This window comes from Thermodesulfobacteriota bacterium (assembly GCA_025062045.1).
GTDB lineage: Bacteria > Desulfobacterota > Syntrophorhabdia > Syntrophorhabdales > JANXAF01 > JANXAF01.
Window position 1 is genome coordinate 1 of record JANXAF010000009.1, and the last position, 18,300, is coordinate 18,300.

Sequence of the window (18,300 nt, forward strand, 5' to 3'; positions counted from 1 at the left end):
GGTAAAAAAACTTCGCTTCTACCAGGGCGAACCCGGCATCCGCGAAGCCGAACTCAAATCTGAAGAAATCGCCATCTTTCGTGACATACTCCACGAAAAGCGCATCGCTTTGCAAAAAGCCATCACTGCACTCACCCGCCAGATCGAAGGCCCGCCCAAACAAGGGGAACTTATTGGCATCGCTCCCGCCCAGGCCAAAGAGGAACATCTCAAACTCCAAAAACAATGGCGCGCCGAGCGCGACGAACACCAGGCTCAGCTCACCCGCATCGAAGCCGCCCTCGACGCACTCGCACGCACCCAAACCGTTCCCTTTGTGTGGGATATCGCTTTTGTCGAAATCTTCGGGAGCGAACGTAGGGGTTTTGACATCGTCATCGGCAACCCGCCTTATGTTCGCCAGGAAAAGATCTCTCCACCTACACTCGATGCAACCGACTTTAGCGGCGAATCTTCTGATCGCTGGAAAGAAGAGAAAAAGACGTACAAAGCAAAACTTCAAGAGTCGATCGCTTCTTCCTGGCCTAAATTTTTCCGTTACAAACCAGGCTCTCGAACTTTCCGAAAACCGGATGGCAAAAGTGACCTATACGTGTACTTCTACTTTCACGGTCTTTCGCTACTTAATCCGCATGGCAGCTTCTGCTTCATCACATCCAACTCCTGGCTTGATGTCGGCTACGGCGCAGACCTTCAGGAATTCTTACTACGCCACAGCCACGTCAAATTCATCCTTGACAACGAACGCAAACGCTCGTTCTCACAAGCTGATGTCAATACCATCATTGCACTGCTTGCGCCGCCAGACGACCGCTCCCAAGCCGGCCTCGAAAAAACCGCACACTTCGTGATGTTCAAAGTACCCTTCGAGGAAGTCCTCGACGCCAACACGTTCAAAACACTCGAAGCGGCCAAAGCGCGCCAAACTACAGACAAATGGCGCATCTCTGTCGTATCTCAATGCGAGTTACTCGAAGAGGGCCTTGCCCACGAACAATACGAGAAAGATGATGTCGCCAAACTTAAAACCGTCCACATAAAAATTGTGCGCTACCAAGCCAACAAATGGGGTGGCAAATACCTCCGCGCACCTGAAATGTTCTTCACCATCCTTGAAAAAGGTAAAGGCAAGCTCGTCCGCCTCGGCGACATTGCAGAAGTGCGCTTCGGCATCAAGACTGGCGCAAACGAGTTTTTTTACCTTGAGCCTACCGGTAAACCCGCTCCAAAAGGTTACATCCACGTCCGAAACAGCGCAGGCTGGGAAGGCGAAATCGAAGAGGAGTTTTTGAAGCCAGTGATCAAAAGCCCGCGCGAATGCCGCACAATTCTCATTAAGCCTGAAGACCTCCGCTACAAAATCTTCATGTGCCATAGGGACAAATCCGAACTTAAACGTACTGCTGCACTCGAGTACATCGGATGGGGCGAAGCACAAGGTTTCCACAAGCGGCCGACATGCAGAAACCGGGTAAGGTGGTGGGATCTGGAATTAGTGAAAGGAAACTCCGTCTTTGTAAAAGAAGCTGACGAGACAACTGCTGTCTTTTACAATCTCAACGAATATGCGGCTGACTGCCGACTCTATTTAGCACAACTGAGCAAGTCGCAGCTAGCGTTCTTGAATTCTCCGGTTGGAGCGTTGTTTTTCGAAATTCATAGTCGCAGTGTCCTCGGTGAGGGAGCGCGAAGCCTAATGGTAGCCGATTACAAGCAGGTGCCTTGCATCGCTGCCCAAGCCCAGGAAATGGATGTATACTTCGAGATGGTACTGGGCGAAGCTCCACGGAGATTCCAATCGTCGATTCCAGATTCATGGCGGATGTTGGACCAGATAGTGTTTGACGTATTAGGGTTGACCCAGGGCGAGCGCGAGGCAGTCTATGAAGCGGTCATCAACCTCGTCCGCGCCCGCCTCGAAAAAGCAAAAAGCGTGTGAAATAGAGGATAAAACACCGAACGATTGTTCGATCGGAAAGACTGAGTTCTGTGAAAAAAAGTTCTTTGTCTCTTCGCAATAAAACGATCAGTCGAAGTTTGAGCAAAAAGTTAATAAATGCTTCTAAATAAGACGATAAAGGATGTTACGGCACATGAAGAAAAACCTTGCGTTATAAGCGCAACGATTCTTCGGCACAAAAAAGCTGCTACAAAAATATTTTGCGATTATTTGGAGTGTCGACTTTCTAGAGTTTTTAGAGAAAAAGAAACGTCCATCATTAGTCGGAGAGGCGCCAGTGGATAGGAAAAAAGGGAAAAAATTGAGACAAATTGATAAAAAGCCTTTCCAGTTGATTTATCTCTTCTTGTGATGTATAAGAATTTACCTTATAATGGCTTTTGGCATGACAGGAGCTGAAATACAGTTTAGCACTAGCCAAAATTGGATTGGACTTAACGCGAAGTCATACGGTTGGACCATTTTGCCGGCTCGTTCGATTAATCAATCACAGAAATTCCAGGCATCTGATAAAAAAATGTCAAAGGTTCCGGATAGGTTACTGAAATCTATAGTTGCCCCTGTAGCTCAGGTGGATAGAGCACAGGATTCCTAATCCTGCTGCCGCGTGTTCGAGTCACGCCAGGGGCAATAAGATCTTAAAATGGCAAGATATGTCTTTGGTCCAGTTCCGTCCAGAAGGTTGGGAATTTCCCTTGGTGTAGACGTTGTGCCATGGAAATACTGCAATTTTGACTGCATCTACTGTCAAGTCGGCAAAACCACCAATAAAAGGATTGAAAGAACCCCCTTCTTTGATAAAGAAGATATAGTCCGAGAGATAGAAGAGCAACTAAAGAGAAGCTCCAAAATTGACTACATAACATTTTCGGGCTCTGGCGAGCCAACTTTAAACGCTGATCTTGGGTGGCTGATCCGAGAAGTAAAAAAGCTAACATCCATACCAGTTGCCGTGATCACTAATGGCTCTTTTTTGTTTCACGAGGAAGTCCGTGGGGAACTTATGGAAGCAGATGTTGTTTTGCCTTCACTCGATGCCGCAAGTGAAGACATTTTTAGGTACGTAAACAGACCTCACATGGATATCGAACTTGAAGCAATAATAGAGGGTTTAAGACTCTTTAGCAAAGACTACAAAGGAAAGCTATGGCTTGAAGTCATGATGATAAAGTACGTGAACGATGAACCGGATGAGCTGGAAAAGCTAAAGGCAGTGATAGATACGCTTTCTGTAGACAAGATTCAGCTTAACACAGTAGTAAGGCCGCCCGCGGAACATTTTGTGGAGGGAATCCAAAGGGAGGATTTGGAAAAAATCCGCGAATTTTTTGGTGAAAAATGTGAGATCATATGCAGTTTCGAAAAGGCGATCTCCTTGGATGAAAAAGATAAATGGGAGGAAAAAATAATTGAGATACTAAAAAGGAGACCTCTTACACTTGAAGATGTATCGAAAATGACAGGGATTCCTATAAGGCAGGCAAAAGCCCAGTTAAAAATTTTAGAAAAGAGAGGGTCCATTCGAAGTTACTGTTTAGAAAATATGGTTTACTATTTCTTTCGGGAGGCATAAATGAAAGATTGGTTTGTTGAGAAGTTGCTCGAGAATACGGTAAAGAAACTGAACGAAAATCTCTTTAAGGCTGCCTATTTTTCTGAGAGAAAGAGTCTTATAGGTGCTATTTTAGATACCGTTCCCGAAAAAGCTACGATAGGGATTGGAGGATCTGTAACCGTAAGGGAGATCGGTATTGTGGAGATACTAAAAGAAAGAGGTCATATTGTCTTCGATCATTGGCAGGATACTCTTTCAGCCGAGGCCAAAGCTGAAGCAAGAAGGTCTCAGCTTAATTGCGACGTCTTCATAACTGGGACAAACGCCATAACTCAAAATGGTGAGCTTGTGAATATGGATGGGGTAGGGAACAGAGTCGCAAGTATGATATATGCTCCCAAGCATGTGATTGTCGTGGCCGGCTACAATAAGATTGTAAAAGACATACCTTCTGCTATTGAAAGGATAAAGTCTGTTGCTGCTCCCATGAATGCCAAAAGACTGAACCTTCCTCTACCTTGTACTGAGCTTGGATACTGCACCGACTGTAAATCTGAAAGAAGGATCTGTCGGATCCTCACAATAATCCAAAGAAAGCCTGCAGAGACAGATATCTCTATCTTTCTTTTGAAGGAGGACATAGGATTTTAAAAAGGAGGATGGAATGCCTATAAAAAGAGCCTTAATCAGTGTATCTAACAAAGCGGGACTTTCTGAACTTGCGCCCTTTCTCTTAGAGTATAAGATAGAGATTCTATCTACAGGTGGTACTAGAAGATACTTAGAAAGCCTTGGGATAAAAACGACAGATATCAGCTCATACACTGGGTTTCCTGAGATAATGGATGGAAGGGTAAAGACGCTCCATCCCAAAGTACATGGAGGCATTTTAAGTGTAAGGGATAACGAAGGACACAAACAAGCGATGGAAGAGCACGGGATCGAATACATCGATCTTTTAATAGTTAATCTATACCCCTTCCGAGAGGTTGTGGAGTCAAAATGTTCTTTTGAGGAGGCAATCGAAAACATAGACATCGGCGGACCAACAATGATAAGAGCGGGTGCCAAGAACTTTAAGTATGTAACGGTTGTTACAGATCCTAACGACTACCCAGAGCTTATTCGAAACATGAAAGAGAATAATGGTGACACGAGTTTAGACTTCAGATTTTACCTTGCGCAGAAAGTTTTCAAGTTAACTTACGAATACGATAAGGCTATTTTCGAATATTTATCCTCGAGAGGTGTCTAAGAAGAGATGAGAGTCCTTGTAGTAGGTGGTGGAGGACGGGAACACTCAATCGTATGGAAACTTCTTCAGTCGAAAAACGTTTCCAAAATCTTCTGTGCACCTGGTAATGGAGGTATCTCTGATCTTGCCGAGTGTGTCCCAATAGAAGCCGATGACGTTTTCCGCATCGTCGAATTTTCAAAAAAGGAGAAGATAGATTTTGTTTGTATAGGACCGGAAAATCCGCTTGCGAATGGAATAGTGGATGAGCTGTCAAAAAATGGGATTTTGGCATTTGGTCCTAGCGAAAAAGCCGCAAAAATAGAAACGAGCAAGGTCTTTGCAAAAAAGATAATGACGAAATACAAGATACGTACCGCCCAGTATGAGGTTTTCGAAAACTTTGAAGAAGCTTTAAATTATGTGAACGGGAAAGAACCTCCCTTTGTGATAAAGGCTGATGGGCTTTGCGGAGGCAAAGGTTCTTACGTCATAAGAAAGAGGGAAGACGCTTACTCGGTTTTGGAGGATCTATTCGTAAAAAAGGTTCATGGGAAGGCAGGTGAACGTGTCATCATCGAAGAGTACCTTCATGGACAAGAAGTCTCTTACCTCGTTTTCTCTGACGGCAAATCGATCCTGCCTCTAATTACTTCCCAAGATCACAAAACACTTTTTGAAAATGACACAGGTCCCAACACCGGAGGGATGGGTGCCTATGCCCCTGTGCCGTTTGTAAGTGATGAAATGGAAGGCTTAGTCAAAGAATCCATAATGTCAAGGGCTATTGAAGCCTTGAGGAAGGAAGGAGTGGAGTACAGGGGTATACTGTACGGGGGAATAATCCTTGTTGGCGGTCTTCCTTACGTTTTGGAATTTAATGCACGGTTTGGAGACCCCGAAACCCAAGCCATTCTTGTGCAAATGGATTCGGATCTTTTGCCTATTATGGTTTCGTGTGCTGAAGGAAATATCAAAGGTGTAACCCCCATTCAATGGAAGAAGGGTTTTGCTGTCTGTGTTGTTATAGCTTCTAGGGGTTATCCTGAAAGGCCAGAGAAGGGTAAGCTTATCGAGGGTTTGGAAAATCTAAAGGACGAAAGTGACATAGTAGTCTTTCATGCAGGGACTAAAAAGGTTGATGGCAAATACTACACAGCTGGAGGTAGGGTTTTAAACGTCGTTGCCAGGGGCGAAGATATAAATGAGGCAATCGAGAAGGCTTACAGTGCAATAGAGATGATCCGTTTTGAAGGGATGCATTTCCGTAGAGATATAGGAAGAAAAGCACAAATGGCCAAAATGTAAAGAAAGGAGACCATTATGAAAAAAACCTATAACATTGCTGTGATCCCGGGAGATGGCACAGGTCCTGAAGTAGTGAGGGAAGGTATAAAGGTTTTAGATGCGGTTTCCGCAAGGATGGGGTTCAAACTAAACTACACCTATTATGATGTTGGGGGAGAAAGATACTTAAGAACAGGTGAGACACTTCCCGATTCTGTGCTTTTAGAGCTGAAAGGACACGATGCAATATATTTGGGCGCTGTCGGGCACCCTGATGTAAAACCTGGCATTCTGGAAAAAGGGATTCTTCTTAGGATAAGATTTGAGCTCGATCAATACATAAACTTACGTCCCGTGAAACTCTTTGAAGGGGTCGAAGGGCCTCTAAAGAACAAAGGACCAGAAGACATAAATTTTGCAGTAATAAGGGAGAACACTGAAGGATTGTACGCCGGTTCGGGGGGTTTTCTAAGAAAAGGAACCCCCGACGAGATAGCGATTCAGGAATCTATAAATACCAGGAAGGGCGTCGAAAGATGTATCAGATACGCCTTCGAATATACGAGAAAAAAGGGTAGACAGAAGAAGTTAACCCTTTGCGGAAAAACGAATGTTTTGACGTATGCTTTTGACCTGTGGGAAAGAGTTTTTTATGAAGTTGCGCGCGAATATCCGGATGTGAAAACGGATTATGGGCATGTTGATGCAATCTGCATGTGGATGGTTAAGAATCCTGAATGGTTCGACGTTATAGTGACCGACAACATGTTCGGCGATATTATCACCGACCTCGGAGCAATAATACAGGGTGGCCTTGGAATTGCGGCAGGTGCTAATATCAATCCGCATGGAGTCTCCATGTTTGAGCCTATGGGCGGATCTGCGCCGAAGTATGCGGGCAAAAATATGATAAATCCCCTTGCTGCGATACTTGCAGCATCGATGATGCTCGAGAACTTAGGTGAGGAAAAAGCAGCTTACGCAATTGAAGAAGCGGTAAAAAAAGCCGTGCGGTGGGATATCAAGTCCCTCGAGGCCGGAAAGATGGGCATGGGAACGAAAGAAGTGGGGGATCTCATCGCAAAATACGTCACTGAGGTTGAAATCGCTTAACAAGCAAAAATCGAAAAAGGAAAATATTCATTGACAAACGCTTTTTCTGCCTGTAATTTTGTATACAGTATACATTTTCAGCAGCTGCAGTGAAGATAGAAAAAGTAGATCATATCTGTTTTGCAGTAAGAAACATAAATGAGATAAAGTCCAAGTACCTTGAGTATTTTGGATTGTCTCCAAGCTTTGAATACTCGGCCGAATCGGAAAAGATAAGGGTTGTAAGGTACGACATAGGGGGTGTGGGAATCGAATTCATAGAGCCAACAGATAACGATAGCGAGGTTGCCAAATTTTTATCGAGAAAAGGAGAAGGGCCATACCTTATAGCGTACAAAGTCGATGATTTAGAAAATGCTCTCGAGGAGCTTCGGAGAAAAAATGTGAAGTTGATAGATCAAAGCCCAAGAGAACTCTTTGGGGCAAAGTACGCGTTTATCCAGCACCCACGGGAATTTCATGGTATTTTAACCGAACTTGTGGAAGGTGAATTTAAGATTCCTAAGAAGGAGGGGAAGGAGAGATGAAAGTTGTGATTGTTGGTGGTGCAGGAAGTGTGGGGCAGGCTGTGGCCAGAGATTTGATCAAATACGATATCTTTGAAAGGATAGTGGTAGCAGACATACTTATCAGTGAGGAAAGGATCCACGAAAGCTTAAAGTCCGCGAAAAAAGTGTCTTTTGAAACCATGGATCTATACGATGAAGAAAAAATGGTGAATGTATTGAACGGAGCAAACGTCGTAGTGAATTGTGCAGGTCCGTTTTACAAAACCGCAATTCCTGTGGTCAAAGCTGCCATAAAGGTTAGAGCAAACTACATCGATATATGTGATGATTACGAGGCTACGGATATGCTTCTTTCGAGTCCAGAAATAGACGAATCTGCCAAAAGCTCAAACATTACGATTCTTACAGGTATGGGGTCAGATCCAGGGACTAATAATCTTCTTGTGAAACGCTACGCGCAAAGGTTGGACGAGGTTACAGACGTTTTACTCTACTGGGTAGTAAGTATCGCTGAAATTTCGGGTGCTGCTTTAGACCACAGTCTTCACATGGTGCTGGGTAAGGTTCCACAGTTTATTGATGGGAGGTTATGTAAGGTTGAAGGAGGTGATGCCCCGGAAATGGTAGAATTCTTACCTCCCCTAGGAACATGCCTTGTAAGGTACGTTGGCCATCCCCAGCCCCTTACGATTCCTAGGTACCTCCCTGGTGTAAAAAACGTAGTTATAAAAGGAGGCCTTGTCCCTTCATGGGTAGACGAGTTCATACTGAAACAAAAAGAGATGGGTCTTTTGGAAAGAAAAACCGTAAAAATAGGAGAAGTTTTCATCGATACTTATGAATTTACGTTGCATCTGTGGGATAAGATTTTGGAATCACGAGAGAAAGGTCCCAAGGCATCCGGTCTTAAGGTTGTCGTTAGAGGAAAGAGAGGGAAATCGATTGTGCAGTATACAGCAAGTATTGCGGGTAGGATGGCGCCAGGAACCGGTCTACCGGCAGCAATAGCAGCAATTATGATGGCCAAGGGAAAAATAAAGGAGAAGGGGGTGCAGGCACCGGAAGGATGTATAGAGCCGAATGAATTTCTGAGTGAATTCATTAGGCGGGGAGCAAAGATCCATGAGTCATGCGAGGAAAAAAAAGTTTTAGATATTGAGGACTTGTAACAAAAAGCTAAGGAGGAAAAAATAATGACTGAGGCTAAACCATTGAATATCAAAAGAAGTTTGGAACTTTACGAGGAAGCTAACGAGCTTATCCCGGGCGGTGTTCTTGGAGCTCGGAAACCAACCGATTTCATAATGGGTGAGTATCCAATATTTTTGGAGTATGGCAAAGGTTGCAGGCTCATAGACGTGGACGGTAATGAGTACATAGACTATATGTGTGGTTACGGTCCAATAATTCTCGGTTATCGTGAAGAAGAGGTAGATGAGGCCGTAATCAAACAGATAAGGGAGAAAGGTTTCTGCTTCACACTTACCCAACCGTACCAAAACGCCCTCGCAAAAAAAATAAGGGAACATGTTCCGTCCGCCGAGATGTGCATATTTTTAAAAACTGGATCTGATGCAACAACAGCAAGCATCCGCATAGCAAGGGCATACACCAATAGGGTCAAGGTCATGAGATGCGGTTATCATGGATGGCACGACTGGTGCGTCGAAATGAAAGGAGGAATACCGAAAAAACTCTATGAGGACGTATTCGAATTCCAGTACAACGATCTTTCTTCGCTCGAAAGACTAATGGAGGAACACGGAAAGGACACGGCTGCCATCATTATGACTCCATTTGGTCATCCTCTACACCAGAAGATGCAAGAACCAAAACCCGGATTTTTGGAAGGTGTGCGTGAACTGGCTGATAGATATGGCGCCGTCCTTATCTTCGACGAAATTAGAACGTGTTTTAGACTGAGAATGGGTGGTGCCCAGGAATTGTACGGTGTAAGACCGGATCTTACCGTTTTAGGCAAGGGTATTGCGAATGGGTATGCGATAAGCGTTGTTTGTGGAAAAAAAGAGATAATGATGGTGGTGAAAGACAAGCTCTTCATATCATCCACTTTTTTCCCCAATAGCGATGGATACATAGCTGCTTTAAAAACGATTGAAATTTTAGAAAGAGAAAATGTTATTTCGAAGCTTTGGGAAAGAGGTGGGAGGTTCCTGGAAAACATTCGCCGTGTGATTTCGAAGTATGACGTTAATGCGGAACTGAGCGGAGTTGCCCCAATGTTTTTCATCACTTTTGAGGACAAAGAGCCGGAATTGCGCAGAAGCAAAAGAAACGAGTTCTACACCCAACTGATAAGAAGGGGATTTTTCTTCGCTCCACACCATCATGCTTACATTTGCTTTAGACACACAGAAGAAGATCTCGATAAGACTGTGGAAGCTATAGATGAGGCACTCAAATGTGTCGCTGAAAAACACAAGAGGAAGCCGGCATAAGCCGGCTCGATTCATTTGTCAGACATAATTACACATAATGGATATTATGTAAACTTTTAGCCAAGCTTTCACCATAACTAGTCTTTGTACACTTCTACGTACTTTTCACCCATCCTTCTTACAGGTATGTTTTTTACCGTTCGCGATACCTTCTCTTCTTTTCGGTAAATTTCAAATCTGATCTCTTCTTTTCCTTTGTCAGTCGAAAGAATCACATCTACGTAAATTGGCATAAGTTTATCGCTGGGGTTCACATCTATAACGATATCCTTTGAGATTCTCCTTTTGGATACGTAGAGGAGTTCGTTTCCAATGTAAAATGCGGGCTGAAAAGATATCGATATGGTATGTAGTCCCTCGTCTAGATACAAAGAAAGACTCTCTTCTTCCTTTATCTTTAAAGGTTTCCCATTCAAAGACACCATTACGTTTTCGGGGCTTATCCTGTTGAATCTTAAATTACGCTCAAAAACCATGTACCTAAACCCAATATCGACTTGAGCTTCCCTTTGTGAGATCCTTTTTTGTTCACGGGAAGACGGAAAGAAGTGCTCCACCTTGTAGCTCAAAATGACTTGTTCTAGTCTAGCCCCTTTGGGAGGAACGTAACGTTCAATAACTTGAGTTACGGTCTCTGAATAAAAAGCCAAAGGAATCCTTGTTACAAATTTTTTCGGACCAAAATTTCTGTCTATAGAGTAAATCGAAAGCTTAATGTTTTGTGACTCAAGAGAGTACGTACCCATAATAGTAACATCCAAACCGATCTTCTCCATTAGATCTTTTAGGCCCTCTATTTCATCCCGGTAGAACGAATCGCTTTCGACCTGGAAGTAATAGTCGGGATGGAATATCATGTTTCTAAGCCTTTGAATCCTTAGTGCATCGGAAACCAACACGAACTGTCGTCTCTTTGAGAGGGCCTCACTAAATGCACCTATGACTCTGCTGGAGAATTGAGTCACTCTGTTTTCTCTGTCAAAAATTCCAGAAATGAAGATAGAAACCTTTCTCAAAGGTGGATATGGTTCAAGAATTGAGTTTAAAACACATGTTACTATTGGTCTTAATTTCTCATCAGAAAACGGAAAAGATGTTGCGCGTACCTCGTCTCCGGCCGTTATTTCCATGTTTGTTTTGAGGATTTCACACAAGCTAAATTCCTGGAAAGCCTCTAAAATGACACAATCACCGACAAAATTCTTAACCATACCGTCCTTTTTTGTAACCTTCAATATGTCTCCTTTTACGAGCCCCTGTCTTTGACCAAGATTAACGACTACGGTTTCACCTGTTGCGGAAAATAATTTTTTGTTATGTGTTCCAATTACCTTTCCGTAAAGGAACGTATCGCAGAATCCGGTGGATGTCGCACACAAAAGGAATGAAAAAATGAGCAAAATGAGAACAAAACCTTTCATTTATCCCCCTTCCATATAGGCGTTTTTAATTATCCTTGGGGTTATAAAAATGAGAAGCTCCGATTTTTTGTCCAGTTTCGTTTCTTTTTTGAAGAACCACTTAAGCAAAGGGACGTACCTTAAGAAAGGTAGACCGGAAACCGAATCAGAATCCTCAACCTCATAAATCCCACCGATAACCGCTGTCTCACCATCCCTTACGATAACTTCGGTGGAGGTTTCTTTTTTATCAATAGGGATACCACCAGGCACCGGAAGGAGCGGACGGTCCTTTGTAGCCCTAATCTTTAATTTTACGTTGTTATCCCTTGTCACCTGAGGGGTAACCTCAAGGGACAACACGGCTTCCTTAAACTCCGTATGTGGCGTTCCCTCCTTCGTGATGATCTGGTAAGGAATCTCCTGACCCTGTTTTATTATGGCAGGTCTGTTCTCCGTTGTTATTATTTTGGGGTTAGATATGACTCTGCCCTTTCCCTCCCTTTCTAAGGCACTTAATTGGAGATCTAGTTTCAACGAGTCCGCTACAGAGCCTATATAGATACCGAGTCTCCCACCTACACCAGGGCCTACTGCCGCGGACAAGTCAACGTTACCAGTGAGCTCTACCATTTTGTTGTCTAGTTCTTTTGCTCTCCACTTGTATGTAGCACCCCATTGGACCCCGAGTTCCTTAGAAAAATCGGACGAAGCTTGCACGATCCTAGCTTCAATCTGAACCTGTGCTGGAGGAAAATCATGTTCCTTTATCATCTTCTTTATAAGGGCCACGTTTTCCTTCGTATCCTTTATGATGATAGCATTGCTCCAGGGTACAGGAGTACAGGCACCGTACTCGGAAAGGAGCCCTCTAAGTTGAGCTTGAGGGGCCCCAGGGGTGGTTCCGACAAGCTCCCCCCTCAATACTTTGGCAACTTCCGTGGCAGAAGTGTAGTTGAGAAAAATGGTTTCGGTTACGAACTCTTCACCCTGTTTGATTCTCTCGAGTCTTTCCTTCTGGATGAATTCTCTTTCTTTTCTCTCTCTGTCCTTCTCCTCCTCATACTTTTTACGTGTAATTATCCGTATGATATTCTCCTCCTCAACTTTTACATTGTCTGTGATCTTTACAATCACATCGAGGGCTTCATCCCAAGTTACATTATCCAGTTTTAGAGTCACCTTTCCCTTCACATCTTCTGCAATGACTATATTTTTCTTCGCTATCTCTGCAAGTCCGCGTAAGACGTTCCGAAGGTCTGCGTCTATGAAATCCATTGATACCAAAGCAGGTTTATGCGGATCCTGGGCCAAAACAAAAACGGGTAAAAGCAAGAGCATAAGAATCTGAAGCAAGTACTTAATCATTTCTCCCTTCCCCTTTTGGTTTTACTCATCTTTTTGTTGGAATATCGACAACGACTGTGCGAACTTCGTCTCTTAATCTATACCCGTAAACAATTCGGTCATCAGCTATATCCACAATCCAGAGATTTTTGTTTATATAATCACCCTTTTTAAACAGAACTCCGTAACCTTGCCTGTCCTCCATTAAGGCGTATTTTTCCCTTTCTGTTTTGAGAACTCCAACGACTTTAAGTTCTTCGAGATCATAGCCCGATTTATCTTCCGTTTCCTTGATCATTCTCTTTCTCTGGCTGAGAATTAACGCGAAAAACGGATCCCTTTTGTCTTTTGAAGTGTAAGTGAAGTTATCGATCTGAAAATCTTTACCGTCATGGAGAGTTTGGACATGTTTTTTCTCATCAGACCTTGATTCCGTACCCCTTCCTTTTTCGGCGACGAATTTAGCTTCTTCCCTTTTTGTTTCACCAGGCGGGAGTATAACCGAGAAACTCTCTATCTTCCATCTTTTGTCGCTGTAGGTCAAAGCTGTCTCTAGATTAGTCCTTGCCTTTTCGTAAAGAGCATAAACTGTGTAATTTGCCTTTGCCACGGCACCTTTTGAACTCAAAGTAAGCTTTATGTTGCCTTTTAAATCGATAATACTTTTTAAGCTTCCAAGCCTTTCGGAATATAGCGCAAATGATCTCTTTAACTCGTGTATGCTCGTTTTTGTTGTAAAGTCTGGGCTAGCCCTCAAAAGGAGTTCTTTCTCACTCCAGTTCTTCGTGATACTTGCCACAGAATCTCTGACAAATTCATTGCATGAACTTTTCAAATCGTTTAGAAATCCTCGGTAAAAGTAAGCTGAGATCACAAAGAGGAAAATGAGTACGGGAAATATTAAGTATACCTTCTTCTTTAGCTTCAAATTCTATACCTCATCTTCTCTGAGAAGTTTCTGACTTCTTTTGTTCTTTCGGTTTTTCTCCCGTGTAAACATAGGTTTTCGCCGTGCATAATCCCTCCAGCATAAGAGCCTGGGATGCGGGAGTTTTGGCTTCCAAAGAGAAATTGACCACATGGATTATCCTTTTTTCCCTTCTTATCCCGTCAAAGAAGTAACCAATGTTGTGGTAAGGCCCAGAAAATCGAATTTCAAACGGGAATTCAGCATAAAAATCCTTCTGTTCCATGGCCTTGGGTTCTAATTTAGTGAGCTTAACCTTCGATTCCGCACCGATGTTAGAAACAGTTCTTAAGAGATTCGGGATGTCTTTGCTTTCCGGAAGTTCCCTTATCACGTCTTCAAACGCTTTTCTAAGTTCCGTATGTTCTCTTTTAATTTCATCGAATCTATTTGCGATGCCTATGAGCTGGCTAAGTTTTCTCTCCAATTCCTGCAGTTCCGATTTCAGTCTCACTTCCTTCTCTATCTTCGGTTTCACGACTAAACTGAAAATGCCAAAGACAATGATCAAGTTTACGAAGAAGATCACAAGGATCCTAATTAGTCTAGGAACTTTTTCTAACTTTTTCAAAAAAGCCTTCCTCTCCATAAAGCTTAAAGGGTGATCTCTCCTTGAAGAATGAATTTTTTTACCGGAAGGCCCTCCTCAACGGTCTCTTCGACGCTTAAAAGTTCCACGTTCCTTACGTATGGGAGTTTTGAAAACTGTTCCATAAAGTCTGCAACAGACTCACTTTCGATGGAACGTCCTTCAATGACAATTTGGGCATCGACTTTCTTTATGCTCCGTAACCAGATTGTTTCTTTAACAATTCCAGAAATATCGTACATGATTCGTGCGGGAAGTGCCCTACCCTTCTTTATCGTCTGTACAATGGTGAGCCTTTTTTGAATCTCTTTTTTCTCCCTTTCCATTGTTATGTATTCTTTATAGACACTATCCAAACTCTCAATCCTCTTTTTTGTTTCTTCGATTCTGGAACTTAGTTCCGATATTCTTTTATTTGTGGAGTACAAAAGGATTCCAACAATGACGAGTCCTAAAAAGAGCAAAAAAGAGAATATCTGAAGGTCTATTATTGTAGTCGGTCTTTTTTCAGGAACTGGCAGAAGGTTGATCCGTATCATTGTAAATCCCTTACGCGGGACGAGAGTTGTAGTGCAACCGGCATAAAAACAGCATACTCTTCCAAAGTGTGATCAAGTTTGTAATCCTTACCGAGAAGAAGGAAAGGATTAATGATTTCCACACTGAGCTCTGTTTCTTCACCTAACCTCTCCTTCAACCCCGGAAGGAGAGAGCTACCACCGGTGAGATAGACCTTTTCTATAATTTCTGAAGCCTTTACCGATTTATAGAACCTTATCGTCTTTGTAACCTCGCCCGTGATGTTGAATATGTAATCCTCGAAGAGGTAAGCAGTCTCTGGGTCTGAACCGATCTTCTTTTTTTCAGCCTCGCTTTGGGAAATCTTGAAGGTTTTTGCTATCTGACCGGTAAGATACTTCCCTCCCATAGCTATCTCACGAGTAAACTCTATTTTAGAGCCTTTAAGTATTGCGATATTCGTGAAAGAGGCACCTATGTCCACAACAACAACTGTTCCCTTCGGTTCGTAAATCTCCGCGACTACATTGGCAACACTTATGATGTCAACGTCTAAAATTCTGAGGTTGAGTCCTGCCCTTTCAAAAGTGTTCATATATCCTTCCACGATTTCCTTTCTCGCGGCAACGATTATCACCTCCATAAAACCTTCCCTTTCCGCTTCGGGTCCGAGTACATCGTAGCTGTAAAAGATGTCCTTTACGGGTAGAGGGATCTGTGTCTGTACTTCCGCATCTATTACGGCTGGAAGATCCTCTTCCCCGACAGCCGGGATAGATATCTTTTTTATCATGGTTGCGTAGCTACTTAGCGCACAACTCGCATCCCGTCCTTTTACGTCCTCTAGTCTCATTAGTCTTTTTATCTCCTCCGCAAGGTATGCCTCATCTACTATCACTCCCTCGTTAAGTAACTCTCTGTCGTAATCTTTTTTTGCCATTCGCTTTAGGTTGAATCCCTTTCTTCTTCTCTCCAAAACACAAATCTTAATGCTTGAACTTCCAATATCCACCCCTATGAGCTCCCTTACTGTCCTTAGGCCGATCCGCTCCAAAAAAGAACTCTTCTTCACGCGTTGCCCTTTAATTCCAATACTTCCTCAACCCTTCTGCAACTTCCTCAGGAGTAAAAACGGCAGTAGTTTCTAAGTGAATTGTGTGAAAGTAATTCGTATCGGAAGCTCCAACGGGCGGTAGAAACCTTCTTCCCAAGATTCTCAGGTTTACCCTAAAAGACTTTTCATTTCCTGGAACGGAAGAAAATAGTGAAAAATTATAACCGAATATGTTTTCGCTCACAAAGTATTTAATAACCCTTTTGAGACCTGTCTCTAAATCACAAAGATCAGTTTCATCGAGATCAAGGATGGATGATTTACTAAAGATACAGCCAATATCCATGTTGCCCTTTGGTGCGTAAGGTGTATACCAGAAGGTCTTTCCTATCGTTCCCACGAACCTTTCCATTTTTTCACTCTCACACTCTTTTAAAAGCTCCCAAAATACTTTTCCGTGGGTCCTAAAAAAGGATTTACTCTTCTCTACCATTAGCCGATGATAATTCGTACCAGTTGCTCCCGCTATTGCCTGAACATGAGGATGAAGTACACTACTTCCAGACATGGGCATATAATTACAGTTGATGGACATATATTTTACTTGCCTATCTCGAGTTGTGATCCTTCTTAAAAGCTCGACAAGGACCCTTATGCCCTTCGTTATGTAACCGTTTTCCACAATTTCTAAGATATCCGGAAAGTGTTTTTCCGAAATTATGGCAACTATACAGTACTTATCAAAGGTCAAAAGATTAGGGATAACAGTGACACCGTCTTCCCTTACCCTTTCACATCCAAATAGATCTTTTTCGAACTTAGACGTCATTTTCTCTATGTTTTCGGGACAAAAAGGGCAACTCTCCGGAGGGGCAAGCCTTGGAAAAATGTCAACTTCCTGTTTTTCAAATTTTTTTTTGGGAAAGTGGATAATCCTGGATGTAAGGTTCGTTAAAGGATCCCATCTTGTTTCTATCACACCTTCGAACGGTTGAAAGGAGTAAAGTGGGCTAAGATACGTAAACCTTTGAATTTTCTTCCTAAAGCGGATCACTGGTTCATTTTTACCAGACCACCATTTCCAAGTCAAGAACTCATCTTTGCTTCATAACAGTCCAAAGATATGATAAAAATTATCCCGAAAGAGAATGGTTCGTGGAAAGGGTCGATCTGAGATTTATGGTGTTGTGATAAGCTGGTTTAAGGATAAAAAAAGAGGGCTTGTCCTCGACTGTCCGGCCGGTACAGGATATCTCGCAATGGAACTCGCCAAGTTAGGTTATTCTGTCATGTGCGGAGAAATAGACCCAAAAGTTTTCGAAATACCGGATATTCCTTGTATTTACATTGACATGACGAAAGAAATACCGTTTTCTGACGGTTACTTCGACTATGTCCTTTGTGTCGAGGGTCTTGAACATACGACAGATCCATATAAGGCTGTTTCTGAGATGTCCAGGGTTTTAAAAGATGGAGGATATGCCATATTTACCATACCCAACTATTGCAACATGGAGAAGCGGATTAAGTACGTATTAACAGGCTACCTTACGAGACCAAAATCGATTAAAGAATACCGCGAGCGGGGAAATTTGTACGATTTTCATAACACTCCCCTCACCATTACAGTGCTTGACTTCATACTGGCGGTAAATGATCTTCAGATAGTATCAATAATGAAGGAAAAGACAAAGGTTCGGCAACTTTTGTTCTATCCTTTGGTTCTTGTGCTCTGGATCTTCAGCTTTTTCTTAAGTGAAGAAGTCAAAAATAGACGAAGAACAGATCTAACACTTAAGCCCGAGGTAATAATGGGAGGCAACACCTTAATTGTTGTTGCGAAAAAAATGAGAAAAGCCTCTTAAGTTATGGCAAGACAGATAAAGACACCTTACCTAGCCGTCGATCTTATAATTGAGCACGAAGGAGGGATAGTTCTTATCAAGAGGAAGAATCCCCCATATGGGTGGGCTCTCCCAGGTGGATTTGTGGAAATAGGTGAAAGCTTGGAAGATGCTGCAATAAGGGAAGCAAAGGAAGAAACATCCTTAAATGTCGAACTTTTAGAACAATTTTACACTTACTCTGACCCGGCAAGGGATCCTAGATTTCACGTTGTATCGGTGGTTTTTATCGCAAAAGGGGTTGGGTCTTTAAAAGGAAGAGATGATGCAGTGTCGGCAGAAGTATTCTCGGAAAATAACCTCCCTCAGAATCTAGCCTTCGACCACAAAAAGATAATAGATGATTATTTCACATACCTAAGGACCGGTATCCGTCCCTCTCCGAAAAAAGTCAAATAGATAG

The 18,300-nt window shown here is 42.8% G+C and carries 18 protein-coding genes and 1 tRNA gene; 12 read left to right on the top strand and 7 right to left on the bottom strand.

Annotated elements, in window-relative coordinates:
* The 10 genes from NZ583_07005 to NZ583_07050 form a co-directional block, all read left to right on the top strand.
* Positions 1 to 1,939: Eco57I restriction-modification methylase domain-containing protein (locus tag NZ583_07005; protein ID MCS7281358.1), on the top strand; the 1,939-nt coding region annotated here is incomplete at its 5' end.
* A gap of 577 nt (positions 1,940 to 2,516) precedes the next feature.
* Positions 2,517 to 2,590, top strand: a tRNA-Arg gene (locus tag NZ583_07010).
* Positions 2,591 to 2,603: 13 nt separating this feature from the next.
* A complete protein-coding gene (locus NZ583_07015; protein MCS7281359.1) occupies positions 2,604 to 3,533 on the top strand; it encodes a radical SAM protein in 930 nt (309 codons plus the stop codon).
* The gene (locus NZ583_07020) at positions 3,534 to 4,166 is read left to right on the top strand and encodes a lactate utilization protein (GenBank protein MCS7281360.1); all 633 of its coding nucleotides are present in this window, start codon (positions 3,534 to 3,536) and stop codon (positions 4,164 to 4,166) included.
* Between the two features lie 13 nt (positions 4,167 to 4,179).
* Positions 4,180 to 4,770: an IMP cyclohydrolase gene (locus NZ583_07025; protein ID MCS7281361.1), complete on the top strand. Its 591-nt coding sequence runs from the start codon at positions 4,180 to 4,182 to the stop codon at positions 4,768 to 4,770.
* A gap of 6 nt (positions 4,771 to 4,776) precedes the next feature.
* On the top strand, positions 4,777 to 6,057 hold the full coding sequence (purD, locus tag NZ583_07030) for a phosphoribosylamine--glycine ligase (GenBank protein ID MCS7281362.1): 1,281 nt from the start codon (positions 4,777 to 4,779) through the stop codon (positions 6,055 to 6,057).
* Between the two features lie 15 nt (positions 6,058 to 6,072).
* Positions 6,073 to 7,149 carry a 3-isopropylmalate dehydrogenase gene (locus tag NZ583_07035; protein MCS7281363.1) on the top strand — a complete coding sequence of 359 codons (1,077 nt, stop codon included), beginning with the start codon at positions 6,073 to 6,075 and terminating at the stop codon, positions 7,147 to 7,149.
* Positions 7,150 to 7,238: 89 nt separating this feature from the next.
* Positions 7,239 to 7,676, top strand: a complete 438-nt coding sequence (locus NZ583_07040) for a VOC family protein (GenBank protein MCS7281364.1) — start codon at positions 7,239 to 7,241, stop codon at positions 7,674 to 7,676.
* Positions 7,673 to 8,827 (top strand): saccharopine dehydrogenase NADP-binding domain-containing protein, encoded by a 1,155-nt coding sequence (locus NZ583_07045; protein ID MCS7281365.1) that lies wholly within the window; start codon positions 7,673 to 7,675, stop codon positions 8,825 to 8,827. The genes NZ583_07040 and NZ583_07045 overlap by 4 nt, the downstream gene beginning before the upstream one ends.
* A 24-nt stretch (positions 8,828 to 8,851) precedes the next feature.
* Positions 8,852 to 10,117: an aminotransferase class III-fold pyridoxal phosphate-dependent enzyme gene (locus NZ583_07050; protein MCS7281366.1), complete on the top strand. Its 1,266-nt coding sequence runs from the start codon at positions 8,852 to 8,854 to the stop codon at positions 10,115 to 10,117.
* 77 nt (positions 10,118 to 10,194) lie between these two features.
* Here the strand turns inward: NZ583_07050 and NZ583_07055 are convergent, their stop codons facing one another.
* From NZ583_07055 to NZ583_07085, 7 genes are read right to left on the bottom strand one after another with little or no spacing between them, the layout of a single operon-like run.
* The gene (locus tag NZ583_07055; protein MCS7281367.1) at positions 10,195 to 11,538 is read right to left on the bottom strand and encodes a hypothetical protein; all 1,344 of its coding nucleotides are present in this window, start codon (positions 11,536 to 11,538) and stop codon (positions 10,195 to 10,197) included.
* Positions 11,539 to 12,885, bottom strand: coding sequence for a type IV pilus secretin PilQ (gene pilQ / locus NZ583_07060; GenBank protein ID MCS7281368.1), 1,347 nt, complete (start codon positions 12,883 to 12,885; stop codon positions 11,539 to 11,541). It lies immediately after the preceding gene.
* A 25-nt stretch (positions 12,886 to 12,910) separates the two neighbouring features.
* Entirely contained in the window at positions 12,911 to 13,792 is an 882-nt protein-coding gene (locus tag NZ583_07065; protein ID MCS7281369.1) for a pilus assembly protein PilP, read from the bottom strand.
* A gap of 10 nt (positions 13,793 to 13,802) precedes the next feature.
* Complete coding sequence (locus tag NZ583_07070) at positions 13,803 to 14,402, bottom strand: type 4a pilus biogenesis protein PilO (GenBank protein ID MCS7281370.1); 600 nt, start codon at positions 14,400 to 14,402, stop codon at positions 13,803 to 13,805.
* Between the two features lie 23 nt (positions 14,403 to 14,425).
* On the bottom strand, positions 14,426 to 14,959 hold the full coding sequence (locus NZ583_07075) for a PilN domain-containing protein (protein MCS7281371.1): 534 nt from the start codon (positions 14,957 to 14,959) through the stop codon (positions 14,426 to 14,428).
* The gene (locus NZ583_07080) at positions 14,956 to 16,011 is read right to left on the bottom strand and encodes a pilus assembly protein PilM (protein ID MCS7281372.1); all 1,056 of its coding nucleotides are present in this window, start codon (positions 16,009 to 16,011) and stop codon (positions 14,956 to 14,958) included. Before NZ583_07080 ends, NZ583_07075 begins: the two co-directional genes overlap by 4 nt.
* A 10-nt stretch (positions 16,012 to 16,021) precedes the next feature.
* Complete coding sequence (locus NZ583_07085; GenBank protein MCS7281373.1) at positions 16,022 to 16,972, bottom strand: hypothetical protein; 951 nt, start codon at positions 16,970 to 16,972, stop codon at positions 16,022 to 16,024.
* Positions 16,973 to 17,141: 169 nt separating this feature from the next.
* Between NZ583_07085 and NZ583_07090 the strand changes: the two genes are divergently transcribed.
* Complete coding sequence (locus tag NZ583_07090; GenBank protein ID MCS7281374.1) at positions 17,142 to 17,858, top strand: class I SAM-dependent methyltransferase; 717 nt, start codon at positions 17,142 to 17,144, stop codon at positions 17,856 to 17,858.
* A 3-nt stretch (positions 17,859 to 17,861) separates the two neighbouring features.
* Positions 17,862 to 18,296: an NUDIX hydrolase gene (locus NZ583_07095; GenBank protein MCS7281375.1), complete on the top strand. Its 435-nt coding sequence runs from the start codon at positions 17,862 to 17,864 to the stop codon at positions 18,294 to 18,296.
* Positions 18,297 to 18,300: the final 4 nt, after the last annotated feature.

What these genes read in the sequence shown, in the direction of transcription:
- NZ583_07015 (MCS7281359.1), top strand. Translation starts at nt 2,604, where the DNA reads ATGGCAAGATATGTCTTTGGTCCAGTTCCGTCCAGAAGGTTGGGAATT.
- NZ583_07020 (MCS7281360.1), top strand. Translation starts at nt 3,534, where the DNA reads ATGAAAGATTGGTTTGTTGAGAAGTTGCTCGAGAATACGGTAAAGAAA.
- NZ583_07025 (MCS7281361.1), top strand. Translation starts at nt 4,180, where the DNA reads ATGCCTATAAAAAGAGCCTTAATCAGTGTATCTAACAAAGCGGGACTT.
- purD (MCS7281362.1), top strand. Translation starts at nt 4,777, where the DNA reads ATGAGAGTCCTTGTAGTAGGTGGTGGAGGACGGGAACACTCAATCGTA.
- NZ583_07035 (MCS7281363.1), top strand. Translation starts at nt 6,073, where the DNA reads ATGAAAAAAACCTATAACATTGCTGTGATCCCGGGAGATGGCACAGGT.
- NZ583_07045 (MCS7281365.1), top strand. Translation starts at nt 7,673, where the DNA reads ATGAAAGTTGTGATTGTTGGTGGTGCAGGAAGTGTGGGGCAGGCTGTG.
- NZ583_07050 (MCS7281366.1), top strand. Translation starts at nt 8,852, where the DNA reads ATGACTGAGGCTAAACCATTGAATATCAAAAGAAGTTTGGAACTTTAC.
- NZ583_07055 (MCS7281367.1), bottom strand. Translation starts at nt 11,538, where the DNA reads ATGAAAGGTTTTGTTCTCATTTTGCTCATTTTTTCATTCCTTTTGTGT.
- pilQ (MCS7281368.1), bottom strand. Translation starts at nt 12,885, where the DNA reads ATGATTAAGTACTTGCTTCAGATTCTTATGCTCTTGCTTTTACCCGTT.
- NZ583_07075 (MCS7281371.1), bottom strand. Translation starts at nt 14,959, where the DNA reads ATGATACGGATCAACCTTCTGCCAGTTCCTGAAAAAAGACCGACTACA.
- NZ583_07090 (MCS7281374.1), top strand. Translation starts at nt 17,142, where the DNA reads ATGGTTCGTGGAAAGGGTCGATCTGAGATTTATGGTGTTGTGATAAGC.
- NZ583_07095 (MCS7281375.1), top strand. Translation starts at nt 17,862, where the DNA reads ATGGCAAGACAGATAAAGACACCTTACCTAGCCGTCGATCTTATAATT.